We start from the raw sequence: 15,707 nt of genomic DNA, 5'->3' as shown, positions 1-15,707 counted from the left end.
TTAAGAATAGTGCATAAACTGGTTAGTTCGCAAGCTGCTTTGAATTTCAAGACATTTTTTAACCAGCTGATTCGATGATTACCAAGTCATACGTCTCTGTGCTGTAGGTTCAGTCGTTGGCTCCAAAATACTTTTGACCACATTAATGATATTACTTTTGTTAATTGGACTTTTATCTAAATGCGGAAGTGCTCTGCCAAAAACTTCTTCCATGATTTCTATCATAGCTTTGTCATCAGTCCATAACGCTATGGGGGCATCTATCTCTGTCTTAACGATTGCCTCCGCGACTTGAGGGCCATTGATGGCCTTACTTCCTAAATTGCCATCGAGAATAATTAAATTAAAATGGAGATTGGCCTTGTTATTAAAAAACTTAACCGCTTCTTCACCACTCCCAATCACTTTCACAAGGGCATTCTTGACATTGCTTTCTAATATCTTCTTCATAATCGATTGATTAACTGGATTATCTTCAACTAAAATAATAACCATAAAACCCTTGTAGTCTTGGATTAAGTTGATCCCACTATAATTGGAGCCAACATAAATAACAATTTTTTCTTTTCATCAGGTATACTATATAAATAATTTGTTTTTTAATTAACCTAAATCCCCATTATCCAACCAGCTATGATTGATTTACATTGTCACAGTAATTTTTCGGACGGAATGCTTACTCCCGCTGCACTAGTAAAAAAAGCCGTTGAAGCTAACATCACAATGCTGGCTTTGACTGATCACGATACGATGTCTGGTTTGGATGAGCTGCATAGGGCAGCACGCAATCTGTCTCTTACCATTATTAATGGTATTGAGCTTAGCGTTCGTTGGAAAAAATATGATATTCACGTTGTGGGTTTAAATATTTCCCCTGATGACGACAACATTTTAAAGCTGATAAGACAGCAAAACGAAAGTCGTATTGGACGAGCTTTGCAAATAGCTGAGCAAATGAAAATTTGTGGGATTGATGATGCCTATATAAAAGCCTGTAAACTTGCTGGTCATGAACGAATTGGTAGACCGCATTTCGCACAATTATTTGTTGACGAAGGGTTAGTCCCTGATAGGCAAACTGCGTTCAAACGCTATCTTGGCAGAGGGAAACCGGCCTATGTAGCAACCCCCTGGCTTAGTCTGACTGAGGCTGTGGAAGGAATTATGCAAGCCAAGGGGCAGGCGGTACTGGCTCATCCCCTAAAATATTCCTTAACACGTACACGGCTGCAAGAATTGATTATAGCTTTTAAAATGGCCGGTGGCACTGGACTTGAGATTGTGTCAGGGGAAATGACAGTAACACAAATACAAGAAATGCTTGGGCTGTGTTTACGTTTTCAGCTGTGTGCCTCAACAGGTTCAGATTATCATGGTGATACTTTATCGCGTATTTCTCTTGGAAGACAGCAACAACTACCGGTAAACTGTACACCTATATGGCAACAATGGAATCTTTAACAGGGGCGTTTATGAGTCAGTTTTTTGCAATTCATCCTGATAATCCACAGTCGCGCTTATTGAGGCAAGCGGCGTCCATCATTGAAGAGGGGGGGATCCTGGTTTATCCCACTGATTCAGGATATGCTTTGGGCTGTAAATTAGGCAATAAGGCAGCTCTGGAGCGAATTAGACGTTTGCGCCAGTTAGATAAAAATCATAACATGACATTGGTCTGCCGAGATTTGTCGCAATTAGGTACTTATGCAAAAGTTTCAAATTCAATTTTTCGTTTGCTTAAAGCATTTACACCAGGTTCTTATACGTTCATTTTGAATGCGACTCATGAAGTTCCAAGGTTGATGTTACACCCCAAACGCAAGACCTTAGGCTTACGGGTCCCTGAAAATAACATTACCTTATCGTTACTTGAGTGCCTTGAAACACCTTTAATGAGTACGACCTTGATATTGCCTGGAGCCACAGCTCCTCTAGGTGAGCCAGAGGCGATTAAAGATTTGCTTGGTAATCAGACTGATTTAATCATCGATGGCGGTAATTGTGGATACCAACCAACTACCGTAGTTGATTTAACAGGTGATTACCCGGTTGTATTGCGTGAAGGAAGAGGTGATCCAGAGCCTTTTAGATAATTAGCCTTAAATTTATTCCATTTGGGTATTTTAATTTGAGGATACATTTAATAGTTTTGTTAAATAGTTAAGGATTTAGATGTCAGCTTTATTCAGTCCTAATAAACGAGTCGTATCGGGAATGCGTGCCAGTGGCCGCTTGCATTTGGGGCATTATCACGGTGTCCTGAAGAATTGGCTTAAGTTACAACATCAATATGACTGTTATTTCTTTGTGGCCGATTGGCATGGTTTAACGACACGTTACGACGAACCTGGTTTTATAGAAACTATTTTATGGGACATGGTGGTCGATTGGTTAGCTTGTGGCCTTAATCCAAGTTTATCGAAAATTTTTATCCAGTCTTGGGTACCTGAGCACGCTGAGTTACATCTTTTATTATCAATGATCACTCCTTTGGGATGGCTTGAGCGTGTGCCAACCTACAAAGATCAGCAAGCTAAACTACATGATAAAGATTTAGCGACTTATGGCTTTCTGGGATATCCCCTTTTGCAAAGTGCAGATGTTTTACTCTATAAAGCGGATTATGTTCCCGTCGGTGAAGACCAGGTTGCTCATATTGAATTAACACGCGAAATCGCCCGCCGGTTTAATTTTATCTATGGTCGTGAACCTAATTTTGAAGCGTTAGCGCATGAAGCTATAAAAAAAATGGGTAAAAAAAATGGCAAGCTCTACAGTCAATTGCGGAAAGAATTCCAACAAGACGGTTGTCATGAATCTTTAAACACGGCAAAAGCTTTGTTAGCGAATCAGCATAATCTCTCGATCGGGGATAAGGAACGGTTGCTTGGTTATTTGGATGGTTCTGGAAAGATAATCTTACCTGAGCCGCAACCCTTATTAACGGAAACCTCAAAAATGCCTGGTATAGATGGGCAGAAAATGTCGAAATCTTACAATAACACTATTAGTTTACGCGAAGAGCCAGAGCAGGTTGAGAAGAAAATTTTAACCATGCCAACCGATCCTGCCCGTGTTAAACGTACTGATCCCGGCGAGCCGGAAAAGTGCCCGGTTTGGCAATTTCATAAAATATATTCCTCCGAGACGGTAAAAGATTGGGTGCAAACTGGCTGTCGTTCGGCTGGTATAGGTTGTATTGATTGTAAACGGCCGGTAATTGATTCTGTCAGGCAAGAATTACAACCCATTCAAGCAGCCATCAGAGAGTATGAGTCGGATTTGGGGTCAGTAAAGAGGATTGTTGCTGAAGGTAGTGAAGCAGCTCGAGAAGAAGCAACTAAAGCGTTAGAAGATGTTCGTGAAGTCATGGGGTTGGACTATTGATGGAGGCGGATTTGTCGGCAGAATCTTCTTCTGTACTTGCCATTGTAGCGGGTAAACCTGTTATTGAGGCACCGGCAGATTTGTTTATTCCCCCAGATGCGTTGGAAGTATTGTTGGAGTCATTTTCTGGACCGCTGGATTTGCTATTATATCTGATACGGCGGGAGAATATTGATATTTTAGATATTCCGATTGCTCATATTACCCAACAGTACATGCAGTATATCCAGCTTATGGAAGCACACCGCTTGGAATTGGCGGCAGATTATTTAGTAATGGCGGCAATGCTTGCAGAAATAAAATCACGTTTATTGTTGCCACCAACGCTCAACGAAAACGAGGAAAGTGAAGAAGATCCGCGACTTGTGTTGGTTAGAAAACTCCAGGCCTATGAGCAGTTTAAAAATGCAGCGTTGCAATTAGATACCTTGGCTCGTTGTGAGCGTGACGTTTTTCGTTTTTCGATTAGTTCGGAACTGATTGAGCGAACAATAATCCATCCTGATGTAGAGCTTGCAGCTTTAACAGCGGCCATGCGAGATTTAATGAAACGACAAAACCACCTGAGCCATCACCAAATAGTGCGTGAGCCTTTGTCTGTCAGGGAGCGAATGGGGATTGTATTGGAGAGACTACAGCAGGAAGGAGTGGTATCCTTTACGCACTTGTTTAACCAGAAAGAAGGACGAATGGGGCTGGCGGTAACACTTCTGGCTATTTTGGAGTTGGCACGCCAATCGTTATTGCTGATTAGTCAGGCCAGTGCTTATGCACCCATTTATATACAGGCTGCTCATCATGAATGAAAATGAACTTAAACTGGTGGTAGAAGCGCTCTTGATGAATGCGGGTAATCCTTTGACTATAGAACAGTTACAAGCGGTTTTTGAAGACTGGGAAAAACCCAGTCGAGAGCAGTTAAATACCGTTTTAGCGGAGTTGGCTGATGACTACCAAAAAACCGCGATAGAGTTAAAATGTTTGGCGAGTGGGTATTGTCTACAAACCAAGGTAAAGTACAGTACTTGGGTCAGCCGTTTATATGCTGAAAAACCAGCTAAATATTCACGGGCTTTACTGGAAACTCTGGCGATTATTGCTTATAGACAGCCAGTAACCCGTGCTGATATTGAAGATATTCGTGGTGTTGCTGTTAGTAGTCCGATTCTAAAAACATTGCTGGAACGGGAGTGGATTAGAGTAGCCGGACATCGTGATGTGCCAGGCAAACCAGCAGTCTATGTTACGACGAAGAATTTTCTCGATTACTTTAATTTAGCCAGCCTGAATGAATTACCGGCTTTACAGGAAATCAATGTCCCTTTAGTGATAGCGCCTGTTGAAGCCTTAGACGAAGAGTGTGTTTAATAATGAGTGAACGTTTACAAAAAATATTAAGTCAAGCAGGTATTGGCTCGCGAAGAGAGATGGAGCGTTGGATTGAGCAAGGATTGATCCATGTCAATGGCGTGGTGGCTAAATTAGGTGATGTGGCCAACGCAGACGATAAAATCAGTGTGAAGGGAAAGGTCATTGCTAATCCTCTCAAATCACAATCCAAAACAAGAATACTTATTTATCACAAACCTGTTGGAGAAATTTCCAGCAAGCATGATCCTAAACATGAGAAAACGGTTTTTGATCGTTTACCCTATTTAAAGCAAGGGCGTTGGGTTCAGGTTGGTCGTTTAGATATTAATACTTCCGGTCTGCTGATTTTTACTAATGACGGTGAGCTGGCCAATCGTTTAATGCATCCAAAATTTGGATTGGAAAGAGAATATGCGGTGCGTGTGCATGGTCAAGTCAGCGCTGAAGCTATTAATGCCATGTTAAAAGGCGTTGATTTAGAAGATGGTGTTGCTCAATTTAAACGAATTGAGTTTAGGGGAGGAGAAGGGACTAATAGTTGGTACCATGTTGTTTTAACAGAGGGACGCAATAGAGAAGTACGGCGTTTATGGCAATCGCAAGGTGTTGAAGTTAGCCGTTTGATACGTATCCGTTATGGGCATTTAACAATGCCACGTTCACTCGCAAGGGGTAATTTTATGGAATTATCAAAACAGGATGTTGAAAGGTTTTTGGCCGCTTTGTAAATTATCCATTGATTTTCAAGACAGCCTGTTTTTTCATTCCAATTTTGTGGAAATAATGAAGTAGTTAAGAGATTAGAGTCATGAGTAAAAGACGCCAACGATTACCTGCAGAGGTACAAACCGCTGATATAGAAAAATTCAGTCATGATGGCCGAGGTATCGCGAGAATTAACGGTAAAACAACGTTCATCCAAGGCGCTCTTCCCGGAGAACGAGTTACTTTTCAATATACGCGAGTTAAACGTGATTTTGATGAAGGAAAAATTGTTGAACTCGTTGCAGCCTCAACTCTACGTGCTGAACCGCGTTGCGCACACTATTCCTTATGTGGTGGTTGTTCCCTGCAGCATCTGGATGAGCGAGCTCAAATTCATGAAAAGGAAGTCTTATTGCTTGATTTACTACGCCGTATTGGTCATTGTGAGCCAGAGATGATTCTGCCTCCTCTTGTTAGTCAAAGTTGGCACTATCGCAACAAGGCTCGCTTAAGCGTACGCTATGTAGAAAAAAAAGGTTCTACTTTAGTAGGGTTTAGGGAGAAAAATAATCCCCGTTATATTACCGAAATTAACCAATGTCCGGTGATGAATGCAAAAATTGACGCACAAATAGTGAATTTACGTGCGCTTATTGATTCTCTCGATGATCCAAATAGTATTGCGCAGATCGAAGTGGCTGCAGGTGATGAGGAGGTAGCACTCATTTTTCGTAACCTGTCGCCTTTGAGCACTGCTGACGAGGAAAAAATTCGTCAATTTGGGGAAAACACGGATTTCCGTATTTTTTTACAACCCGGTGGACCTGACAGTGTAATGCTTTTCTATCCGCAGGGAGGTAATGAGTTTTTAACCTATACTTTATCTAAAGAAGACATCCAGTTTCAATTTCATGCGACTGATTTTACCCAAGTCAATGCGGGTCTAAATCAACTGATGGTTGCGCAAGCGCTGAAACTCATGGCGTTGGCGCCAGATGATGTGGTGTTGGATTTGTTTTGTGGTTTAGGTAATTTTTCGTTACCGCTTGCTAGGCATTGTGCAAAAGTTGTAGGTGTAGAAGGAAGCGATACCATGGTCTCCCGAGCTCAGATGAACGCTAAAGCGAATGGTTTGGCTAACACTGAGTTTTTTTGTGCTAATTTGGAAGACACTGAAGCCTTGACGTCTTTGTTACCCTATGGGTTTACTAAAATTTTGCTAGATCCACCCCGCTCTGGTGCTTTAGAAATTGTAAAGCAAATTGATAAATTTAAGCCGCAACGAATTGTTTATGTGTCTTGCAATCCTGCCACTTTGGCGAGAGATGCTGATATTTTAGTGAATCAAAAAGGATATCGATTACATTCAGCTGGCGTTATGGATATGTTTCCACATACAGCACATGTGGAGTCCATCGCTTTATTTGAGAAAGGATAAGCAACAATGGTTAAAGTTAAAGAAGATACTCCCTGGACGACAGATAGTGGTATTGACGTCGAACAATGGCTACATCAGTTAGCAAGTAAAGGGTATTTTCAGGACTTGGAACTCATTCGTAATGCTTGTACTTTAAGCCAACTGGCTGGGCAGGATCATGCTACTGAAATTGGAGTATCCTGTTTGCAGCAAGGTTTGGCAATGGCTGATGTATTGGCTGATCTGGAGGTTGATCAGGAGACACTGACAGCAGCTATTATCTTTGAGAGTGTTCATTATGCAGAATTATCGCTGGATGATGTGGAAGAGCAGCTCGGTTCATCAATTGCCAAATTAGTTAAAGGTATTGAGAAAATGAGTGCCATGCATAATTTGCAGGCTCTTAATAAATATCCACAAAATAAGCATCAAATTGATAATGTTCGCAAAATGTTATTAGCGATGGTTGATGATGTACGTGTAGTATTGATTAAGTTGGCGGAGCGTCTTTGTGTGCTAAGAGCTTCTGGCCAACTTCCTGAGGCAATGCGCCATCAAATTGCCACCGAGGCAATGGAAATTTATGCGCCTTTAGCAAATCGTTTGGGGATAGGGGCTATAAAATGGGAAATGGAAGATCTTGCTTTTCGCTACCTGCATCCAGATGATTACAAATCAATTGCAAAAGGGTTAAAAGCCAAACGCCTTGAAAGAGACAAATATGTTGATTTTATTGTTGAGGAGTTGAATAAGCAGATTAAGGCTACTGGTGCGCATCATTTTGCTGTGTATGGTCGTTCAAAACACATTCATAGTATTTACCGCAAAATGAAGCGAAAAAATGTTTCTTTAGATGAAATTTATGATGCAACAGCAGTAAGAGTTTTGGTAGAAAGCAAGGAGCAATGCTACGAAGTACTGGGCATGGTGCATACATTATGGAAACAAGTTCCAGTGGAATTTGATGACTATATAATCAATCCAAAACCTAATGGTTATCAATCGCTGCATACTGCTGTAGAAGGGCCAGAAGGCCGTGTTTTTGAGGTACAAATTCGTACTTTTCAAATGCATGATCTGGCTGAAATGGGTGTGGCTGCACATTGGAAATACAAAGAGGGGGCTGTTCAACAAAAAGAAAGCCACGAACGCAAAATTGAATGGCTACGCGATGTGTTGGCCTGGCATAAAGAAATGGCAACTTCGAGTGGTGTGTCGGAAGCAATTGAGACTGAATTTCTTGAAGATAGAGTTTATGTCTTTACTCCGGATGGGGATGTATTGGATTTACCCCAGGGTGTTACACCGTTGGATTTTGCCTACCATGTACATAGTCAGATTGGACACCGTTGCCGCGGTGCTAAAGTGAATGGCTCTATAGTTCCTCTGACCTATGAGTTAAAAACAGGTGACAAAGTAGAGGTATTAACAGGTAAAGATGAGCGCCCATCAAGAGACTGGATTAATCCCCATCTGAATTATTTGAAAACATCCCGTGCTAAAGCAAAAGTTCTGCATTGGTTTAGAATGCAGGATTACGATAGAAATAAAGCTGAAGGGCATGAAATTCTTGATAAAGAATTAAAAACTCTGGGGATAAAAACAGATCGGTTGCATGACATCATCTCTTCATTTAATTTCAAACGGCTGGATGATTTGTTAGCAGCGCTTGGCCGTGGTGATATTAAGTTAGGTCAAATTCTAAGTAAATTGTCCCCTACAGAAGTTGAAGAACCAAGCATTCAAACTATTGTTAAACCATTAGCCAAACCGGAGGTTAGGGGTAGTGATTTACGTATAGAAGGTGTTGGAAATCTTCTCACCCATATGGCACGTTGTTGTCAACCTGTACCGGGCGATGAGGTGGTAGGATACATTACGCTTGGGCGTGGTGTGTCTGTACATCGGCAGGATTGTCCGAATATCATTCATGCAGGGGTGAAACAGCGGCAACGCTTTTTACAGGTAAGCTGGGGCAGTTCAACTCGCGATCATTATGTGGTTGATATTTTGATTAAAGCGTTTGATCGTTCTGGCCTGTTAAAAGATGTCACGTCACTCTTGTCAAACGAAAAAGCCCATGTCTATGCGCTGCAGACTCAAAGTAATAAACAGGATAATACAGCTTTTATCACTTTAACTGTGGAAATCGATGGTTTGAATAGCCTGTCAAGATTATTGAATAAACTGGAACAAATCCCTAATGTACTTGAAGCAAGACGTCAGGTATAAGCAGCGTTCTTCTTAAAAGACAGTCTTTTTACTGGAATCACCTTAGTTGGCGTATTTGTTGCACAGTAATGACCTAAGTTGTACTTCACTCACTTTAATAGGTCATGGTTATGAGAAAGGGTTCAGTCTTACTCGCAGCCAGTGTTTTATTACTTAGTAGCGCCAATCTTGCTGTGGCAACAGTAGATAAGAATGACCGAGAAATTAAGGAGCTCATCCATTTTCTCATTTCGCCGCCAATGTTGGCACTTAGTAAAGATTCTCTTTCTGTTCCTTTAAGTTTTTATGTAGGAGATCTTGAAGATATCACAAGGTATTTTGGTGATTATATCTGTGCGCCTCTTAATACCTGTACAGTAGTGGATACACTCTATGAAGGGCCATTTGCGATTTTAGGCCGTGGCCTCCCCCCTGAACAAGGTACCGAACTGGAATGGTTTCAGGCACAAACTCAGATTGAACGCACAAACATCAAATATGGTACAGCCATTTATGATGCGGCAACCTGGCAGATTGCTTTAGCGCTTGCTGCAAAATATCATTATTTGGCTTGGGATACTGCAAAAACGTTTATTGCCAATCAATTACAGTCTATCTCAAATCCGGGAAATCGTGCTATTAATCCTCTATTTCAATATGGTTATCAACAATCTATTACGGATCCAACCTTGGCGTTTACTTTTCGTTTGATTACAACGGATTTTTATAATAAAGATCCCTTTTTCCAAAGTAGATATCAGAATTTTATTAGTTGGGATTATGAACCCGATAAATTGGCTAAACTTGATCCTGCCCACTCTTCACCTGATTTTTTTAAATATGTGACTACTTGGTCTGACTGGCAGCCACTAACAGGGGATAATGCCTGGGCACAGATAATCGGCCCACTGCAAGCAGACTATTTACTTTATAACGGTAGTATTCCTATCACTTCAAAAGCATTGAGTAATGCAATGAATAGTCTATATGCTTTTTCTGCAATGCAGACGGCTATAGGCGCTTTTTATTATGCCCCAGGCGGAACGGTAGGCGCTCAAGGTCTTATTCCCGAAGGTGAAATTTCAGTAGAAGACAATTTTTCTGTGTTGGCCGGATTACAGATTTTAAAGCGCATTTTGCAAAATACGGAACAAACCTCAGAAGTGATCTTAGCCAGGCAACGTATTGATGTAATGCTATATGGGGGGAAAACGGTTAATGGCTATGACACGCTGGGTTTACTGGTTTTTTTGTATAACGGTGCTTTTGATGTAAAGAAAGGTTTATTTTTTACCCATGGTACAGCAATTACACCCTCTGCAATTGATGATTGGCAACCTGATACTACTGATGAAGGGAGTTTCATGTCTGTGAATGTTAATCTTTGGGGGATTTCGGCGCTGGGAGTGGAAACCGTCGATCGGTGGTTTGGCCCTAATACAGCCCGAAAAATATGGCGCATTGTACGTAATCAGGGGGGGTATTTTAATAATGGTCAATTATGGGGTGTGGGTTTTACCATGGATAATAATATCGGTCCAATCCCCGAAAACATAATGTCAACGGAGGGTACTGCCAGCGCGATTAATACCCTGAATTCTTTGATTGATTACTATTCTGGTAAAGGTGTTGATATTTCAGAGTTAGAAGATGATTTGGAGAGTATGGAGGCAAATATTCTGCATTTACGCAATGATTTGTATTTGGATTCGCAATTTTTCGATGCCACCCCAAAAGAATCCTTTGTAGTGGTCCCCCCTGATATAGGTCAAGCTTATCTGTATGCCAGTAGGCGTTTTCCCTTACCCTGGGATTGGAACTGGAATGCCAATACTCTGGCTGCCACGGTGGCAAACGCCTGGGTATTAATGAATAAATTCGATTTTAATCCTTTCCAATACCAGGGTAAATTAAGCGGTGAAAATTATTCTGTCCCCGCTAAGACGGATATAAGAAATGTTGATAACTTCATAGAAGGTGGGGCACTGCCGAAGCGCGTTACTGTGCAGTTTACAGCAGGTGATTTGGGGGCAATCAGTCAGTTAAGCCTAAGTTATAACCTGGATGGTTCTCAAGCCAATTGGTTTGTAGCGTCGACAATAGGGCGGCGCGAAGGCATTGCCTTTTTACCTAAAGGTACTCAGGCTATTGCAATTACCTTTTTTAACGGAGGATGGGCAATGGCTTGTCAGGTAATTCCAGCTTCCAAGATCTGCAAGGATCAAGAATGTGGTGGTGTTAAAACTATTAAAGCACGGTGGAGCTCTGACGGAAAAGGCGAGTGTGATTTAAGTGATTAACTAGTTTGGAGTTAAGTTAATAGTTATTCATGAACTAATTAATTAACCTGAATAGGTGGCGAACCATGATTAGTTAAATCACCTGTATCTGTAACCTTCGCTTTTTCTACTTTCTGCTGCTGGGCAAAAAATTGGAATTTATTTTCGTCACAAGAAACGCCTTCATTTTTAAATAAAATCTCTCTACAAAAATCAGTGAATTTGATGAGTGCAATCCCCATGGAAAGCAATAAACCCACTGACTGATGTTTTTTCTGTGCAATAACCGCTTGGGCTTTCTCTGAAAAAACCATACCATGACTTTGGAGTGTATTGAGTAGTCCTAAATCAGTTTTTTCAATAACGGATAAACTTAATGATACTGTTTGCAGCAGAGCAGGTGACAAGTTTTCTACTAAAATTTGTACCGAAATGGGTTGATTTTTCTTGATTGCTAACAGCAAATAGTCCAATTTTTTTCTATTGTCTAGCGGATTAGCTACAGTATCCACCTTTTCCAAGACCAATCTAAGGCAGGCTGGATCTTTTCCAGCAATTGCTGACATAACTGCGTCCCTATCTTTAGTCTTGGCAAGCAGCGCTCGGGTGACATCACTGTCAGTAAAAGGTTGTCCAAATATATCTGTACTATGTGTTTTAAAAGCATCGATCATTTGTTGTAAAAGTGCGGGATTACCGCCCCTTGCAGCATTATGAAAGATAAATTTGGCATTGACGTCATCTTTTACAAATTTGTCGAAAACCTTTTTTCCACTTTCAGTCTGTATGAAAGCATCAAAGGCTTCTTTTCTTCCACATCGTAATGTGGTTAAAAAGATAATTTGGGTCTGTTCCTTATTTAACTCTGGTAACAATACTGTTAGTGTTGCTGGGTTATTATTTACGGCTGCAATGTGGGCTGCGTGAAAAATGTTGTCTTTATCTTTTTCCAAAACAAGCAGTTGCCTTGCCAGATCAGCATTATCAAAATACCCTGCAAGTTCAATGGTACTCGTAGCTATATCGTCTGCTCTGGCTTTTTGACTCACATTAGTAGTGGTTAAATATTGCTGATAAATTGAATCAACCTTTGGGAAATTGGTTCTTACCGGTTTTTCTGGATGACTAACTACACTCACTAATAAGCCCATTTCCGAGGTACTGTATGTAAAGATATTTTTGCGTAATTCAGTTACCAAATCAGTTTCGTTAGAGAAAAATTTTGGTCCATCCTCATAATTCGGATCGTAGACTTCGTATTGACCGTTGCTTTTGGAAATAGTCACTGTATGGTTGGGACTGCGTACCAACATAACTTCATCATTCTGTAGGTTGATATCTGCAAATATTTTTCTCCAATTAGTATCGTTAGTCACTAAGGGGAGATCAAAGTCTGATTTTAATGGTTTATTGTTAATTTTTTGAGTTTCATAGGCACGGGTTTGGTTGAGTCCCTTGATGTATTTATCAGGCTTAAAGCTGAGAATAACTTCCGCTACAAATTGATTAACAGACTCTTCTTCGTTCTGGCTGATTTTCTTTCCTGCCACATAGTCCATTAATTTCCAAAATTCCCCTTTTTTACCTTCCAGGATATATTTTGCATAGATAATAGCTAATCCATTACAAACGCCGTCAGAATTCATTTTCAAGGGTAGATTATGCCATTGCAGGTACTGATTAAGATTTTCGATCACCTGATTTTGGGAGAGATCCACTGCCATTAAGTCACCTTTAAGCGTTAACCTTCCATGAGCCACCTTAATCCATATAATCCATCTATTAGAGCGTCTGGAGCTCTATAAACAGTTAGTCTAATTTTAGCAGTCGATTATTAAGCTTAAATTAAGTCGTAATGAGAAAGAAACTGAGAAACTAATTGAGGCAATCACATTATAAAATAATACCTAGCACTACCTCACGTTGTTCACTTAGCAGCACGTTAAAAGTACGGCAAGCAGCACCAATCGACATACACTCTAAACCAATCCCCTGATTTGCCAGAGCCTGGATTATAGAGAAAGAAACAAACTCTCCCTGTTTATGGTGGCCGATAATTAGGATTTTCGGTTGATATTTAAGAAGAGGGAGTAATAATTCGTCATTCAATTCATTAACCCGGTGAATTGGCCAGTCAGTTATAATTTCATGGCGATTAACAATGAGACTGGTTTGATAAGAAATTGAGTCAATCTGAATTTCTTTTTCATTATAGGCTTGTACCGCGTGCCGGTCTGTTGTTTCTAAGTTGATATGCATGGTGTTTAATCAAACAAAATAATTTATACTACCGCTCAGTATACCACAGAGGTTAAAAAGATGAGTCAATTTCCACGAATCAAACGTTTGCCGCCCTATGTCTTTAACACATTAACACAGTTGAAGTCTGAGGCGAGGGCGCGTGGAGACGATATCATCGATTTTGGCATGGGTAATCCTGATCAACCAACACCGCAACATATTGTTGATAAATTGATTGAAACAGTAAAGCGTCCTGACACTCACCGCTATTCTATGTCGAAAGGGATTCCCCGATTACGCCGTGCGATGGCATCCTGGTATGAACGCAATTATCAAGTTAGCCTTGATAGTGAAAAGCAGATTGTTACTACAATAGGTTCAAAAGAGGGGTTAGCCCACCTTGCTTTGGCAATTAGTGGCCCAGGCGATACGGTACTGGTTCCTGATCCTGCCTATCCGATTCATACCTATGGCTTTATCATTGCAGGAGCAAATGTTAAGCAAATTCCTCTCATTGATGAAAATCAATTTCTCGAAGCGGTACAGGCTGCTATTGAACAAACCTGGCCAAGGCCCAAAGCCTTGGTTATCAGTTTTCCTGCTAATCCAAGTACCCATTGTGTGGAATATGAGTTTTTTGAACGGGTAGTTGCTTTGGCCAAGCATCATGGCATTTGGATTATTCATGATTTAGCTTATGCTGACATTGTTTTTGATGGTTACAAAGCACCATCGATTTTACAAGTACCAGGTGCAATTGATGTGGCAATTGAAACCTATTCTATGTCGAAATCCTACAATATGCCTGGTTGGCGCGTAGGATTTGCTTGTGGTAATGAGGAGTTAGTGGCTGCCTTAACCCGAATTAAATCTTATCTGGATTATGGAACATTTACCCCCATCCAAGTGGCTGCTATTGCTGCGCTCGAGGGGCCTGATGACTGTGTGCATGAGATTCGAGCTTTGTATGAACAGCGACGGGATGTGTTATGTGAAGGTCTGCAGGATCTTGGCTGGTATGTAGAAAAACCAAAAGCTACCATGTTTGTCTGGGCACCGATTCCTTCTTTTTACAGCGCAATGGGTTCCCTTGAGTTTTCCAAATACCTGCTACAGGAAGCCTGTGTTGCCGTATCTCCTGGTATAGGGTTTGGTGCACAAGGAGACAATTTTGTTCGCTTTGGCTTAATAGAAAATAACCAGAGAACCCGCCAGGCGTTACGCAATTTAAAGGCATTGTTTAAACGAGATGGTTACTTGCAGGCAGTTTAGTGATGGATGTGGTTGTTAATAGTGTAAAGGAAGATGCTCCAGATGGGAGTAAACCACTTGTCAGTTATGGACATTATTACCTCAATTTTTTAAGTTGCCTGGGTTATGATCCAGTCTATCCTCCTCTGGCTGATTTACTGCGTCTCTCTCACCACTTAGAGGGGAAATGGGTAATCGCATCCCCCATTCATTGGCAAGCAACTCATAATGATGCAATGGTGGTTGCAACTGGTGAAGAGCTGGAGTTAACAGAAGAAGAGTCTCTCTTATGGTTTGCGGAGCTTGAGCAGTTTTTGAAAGAGGATGATTTTTCGCCGGTATATCACGACGCGCAAACTTGGTTATTTAACATTGATTCGAAGCCTGTTTTTAGTAGTAAATCAGTTTACGCAATGCAGCATCAGTCGATGATGCCTGCTCTTGAGGCAATGGATAATACCCTTTTTTGGTTGCGTCTAATCACTGAATTACAAATGTATCTGAGTTCTCATCCCCTGAACCAGCAACGACAGAATAAATTGGCTATTAATGGCTTGTGGTTTTGGGGTCCCGGTGAATTTAAACTCCCCAAAAATAGAAAAATAGCCACCGATGATAAAGTGCTCCTTGTTAATCCTTGTAACCAACTAGAGCAAATTACCCTTTATACGCCAGGTTCAGTCATTCAAAAAAATGATTTGTTGCTCTTGAAATACCCGCAGCAATTTAATTTGGCGATGATCGAGGCAAACACCAAAAATATTACCACGCATTGGTTTTGGAATAACATGGCATATACCAAGCAAAAGAATCGCTGGTGGTCGAGATTATGGAGATAATAGGTT

General features: G+C 40.9%; 14 protein-coding genes. 11 read left to right on the top strand and 3 right to left on the bottom strand.

Features of this window, described 5'->3' with window-relative positions; genetic code table 11:
- Positions 1 to 78: 78 nt before the first annotated feature.
- Positions 79 to 495 carry a response regulator gene (locus DYC89_RS08475; protein WP_115221392.1) on the bottom strand — a complete coding sequence of 139 codons (417 nt, stop codon included), beginning with the start codon at positions 493 to 495 and terminating at the stop codon, positions 79 to 81.
- Positions 496 to 633: 138 nt separating this feature from the next.
- Between DYC89_RS08475 and DYC89_RS08470 the strand changes: the two genes are divergently transcribed.
- The 9 genes from DYC89_RS08470 to DYC89_RS08430 all read left to right on the top strand — a co-directional run bounded on the left by DYC89_RS08470 (position 634) and on the right by DYC89_RS08430 (position 11,391).
- A complete protein-coding gene (locus DYC89_RS08470; protein WP_115221391.1) occupies positions 634 to 1,461 on the top strand; it encodes a PHP domain-containing protein in 828 nt (275 codons plus the stop codon).
- A gap of 11 nt (positions 1,462 to 1,472) precedes the next feature.
- Positions 1,473 to 2,093: an L-threonylcarbamoyladenylate synthase gene (locus DYC89_RS08465; RefSeq protein WP_058448048.1), complete on the top strand. Its 621-nt coding sequence runs from the start codon at positions 1,473 to 1,475 to the stop codon at positions 2,091 to 2,093.
- Positions 2,094 to 2,172: 79 nt separating this feature from the next.
- Positions 2,173 to 3,387 (top strand): tryptophan--tRNA ligase, encoded by a 1,215-nt coding sequence (locus DYC89_RS08460; protein WP_115221390.1) that lies wholly within the window; start codon positions 2,173 to 2,175, stop codon positions 3,385 to 3,387.
- Positions 3,387 to 4,193 (top strand): segregation and condensation protein A, encoded by an 807-nt coding sequence (locus tag DYC89_RS08455; RefSeq protein ID WP_115221389.1) that lies wholly within the window; start codon positions 3,387 to 3,389, stop codon positions 4,191 to 4,193. Before DYC89_RS08460 ends, DYC89_RS08455 begins: the two co-directional genes overlap by 1 nt.
- The gene (scpB, locus tag DYC89_RS08450) at positions 4,186 to 4,755 is read left to right on the top strand and encodes an SMC-Scp complex subunit ScpB (protein ID WP_115221388.1); all 570 of its coding nucleotides are present in this window, start codon (positions 4,186 to 4,188) and stop codon (positions 4,753 to 4,755) included. Before DYC89_RS08455 ends, scpB begins: the two co-directional genes overlap by 8 nt.
- Positions 4,755 to 5,486, top strand: a complete 732-nt coding sequence (gene rluB / locus DYC89_RS08445) for a 23S rRNA pseudouridine(2605) synthase RluB (RefSeq protein ID WP_115222704.1) — start codon at positions 4,755 to 4,757, stop codon at positions 5,484 to 5,486. Before scpB ends, rluB begins: the two co-directional genes overlap by 1 nt.
- Before the next feature lie 80 nt (positions 5,487 to 5,566).
- Positions 5,567 to 6,901 carry a 23S rRNA (uracil(1939)-C(5))-methyltransferase RlmD gene (gene rlmD, locus DYC89_RS08440; protein ID WP_115221387.1) on the top strand — a complete coding sequence of 445 codons (1,335 nt, stop codon included), beginning with the start codon at positions 5,567 to 5,569 and terminating at the stop codon, positions 6,899 to 6,901.
- 6 nt (positions 6,902 to 6,907) lie between these two features.
- Positions 6,908 to 9,112 (top strand): GTP diphosphokinase, encoded by a 2,205-nt coding sequence (relA, locus tag DYC89_RS08435; RefSeq protein ID WP_115221386.1) that lies wholly within the window; start codon positions 6,908 to 6,910, stop codon positions 9,110 to 9,112.
- Positions 9,113 to 9,222: 110 nt separating this feature from the next.
- Positions 9,223 to 11,391, top strand: a complete 2,169-nt coding sequence (locus DYC89_RS08430; protein WP_115221385.1) for a hypothetical protein — start codon at positions 9,223 to 9,225, stop codon at positions 11,389 to 11,391.
- Positions 11,392 to 11,429: 38 nt separating this feature from the next.
- Here DYC89_RS08430 and DYC89_RS08425 read toward each other — a convergent pair whose 3' ends face one another.
- Both DYC89_RS08425 and DYC89_RS08420 read right to left on the bottom strand, forming a co-directional pair.
- On the bottom strand, positions 11,430 to 13,094 hold the full coding sequence (locus DYC89_RS08425) for a hypothetical protein (protein WP_115221384.1): 1,665 nt from the start codon (positions 13,092 to 13,094) through the stop codon (positions 11,430 to 11,432).
- A 169-nt stretch (positions 13,095 to 13,263) separates the two neighbouring features.
- The gene (locus tag DYC89_RS08420; RefSeq protein WP_115221383.1) at positions 13,264 to 13,629 is read right to left on the bottom strand and encodes an Mth938-like domain-containing protein; all 366 of its coding nucleotides are present in this window, start codon (positions 13,627 to 13,629) and stop codon (positions 13,264 to 13,266) included.
- A gap of 60 nt (positions 13,630 to 13,689) precedes the next feature.
- On the opposite strand from DYC89_RS08420, the gene alaC reads away from it, so the two are divergent.
- Entirely contained in the window at positions 13,690 to 14,883 is a 1,194-nt protein-coding gene (alaC, locus tag DYC89_RS08415; protein WP_115221382.1) for an alanine transaminase, read from the top strand.
- 2 nt (positions 14,884 to 14,885) lie between these two features.
- Positions 14,886 to 15,701, top strand: coding sequence for a hypothetical protein (locus tag DYC89_RS08410; RefSeq protein ID WP_115221381.1), 816 nt, complete (start codon positions 14,886 to 14,888; stop codon positions 15,699 to 15,701).
- Positions 15,702 to 15,707: the final 6 nt, after the last annotated feature.

This window comes from Legionella donaldsonii, assembly GCF_900452385.1.
GTDB classification, from domain to species: Bacteria; Pseudomonadota; Gammaproteobacteria; order Legionellales; family Legionellaceae; genus Tatlockia; species Tatlockia donaldsonii.
Note: the sequence above shows the minus strand (reverse complement) of the source record. Positions and strands in the feature narration are given on the sequence as shown.

Bases quoted from the DNA above. Each gene is read 5' to 3' on its own strand.
- DYC89_RS08475 (WP_115221392.1), bottom strand. From the start codon at position 495: ATGGTTATTATTTTAGTTGAAGATAATCCAGTTAATCAATCGATTATG.
- DYC89_RS08470 (WP_115221391.1), top strand. From the start codon at position 634: ATGATTGATTTACATTGTCACAGTAATTTTTCGGACGGAATGCTTACT.
- DYC89_RS08465 (WP_058448048.1), top strand. From the start codon at position 1,473: ATGAGTCAGTTTTTTGCAATTCATCCTGATAATCCACAGTCGCGCTTA.
- DYC89_RS08460 (WP_115221390.1), top strand. From the start codon at position 2,173: ATGTCAGCTTTATTCAGTCCTAATAAACGAGTCGTATCGGGAATGCGT.
- DYC89_RS08455 (WP_115221389.1), top strand. From the start codon at position 3,387: ATGGAGGCGGATTTGTCGGCAGAATCTTCTTCTGTACTTGCCATTGTA.
- scpB (WP_115221388.1), top strand. From the start codon at position 4,186: ATGAATGAAAATGAACTTAAACTGGTGGTAGAAGCGCTCTTGATGAAT.
- rlmD (WP_115221387.1), top strand. From the start codon at position 5,567: ATGAGTAAAAGACGCCAACGATTACCTGCAGAGGTACAAACCGCTGAT.
- relA (WP_115221386.1), top strand. From the start codon at position 6,908: ATGGTTAAAGTTAAAGAAGATACTCCCTGGACGACAGATAGTGGTATT.
- DYC89_RS08430 (WP_115221385.1), top strand. From the start codon at position 9,223: ATGAGAAAGGGTTCAGTCTTACTCGCAGCCAGTGTTTTATTACTTAGT.
- DYC89_RS08425 (WP_115221384.1), bottom strand. From the start codon at position 13,094: ATGGCAGTGGATCTCTCCCAAAATCAGGTGATCGAAAATCTTAATCAG.
- DYC89_RS08420 (WP_115221383.1), bottom strand. From the start codon at position 13,629: ATGCATATCAACTTAGAAACAACAGACCGGCACGCGGTACAAGCCTAT.
- alaC (WP_115221382.1), top strand. From the start codon at position 13,690: ATGAGTCAATTTCCACGAATCAAACGTTTGCCGCCCTATGTCTTTAAC.
- DYC89_RS08410 (WP_115221381.1), top strand. From the start codon at position 14,886: ATGGATGTGGTTGTTAATAGTGTAAAGGAAGATGCTCCAGATGGGAGT.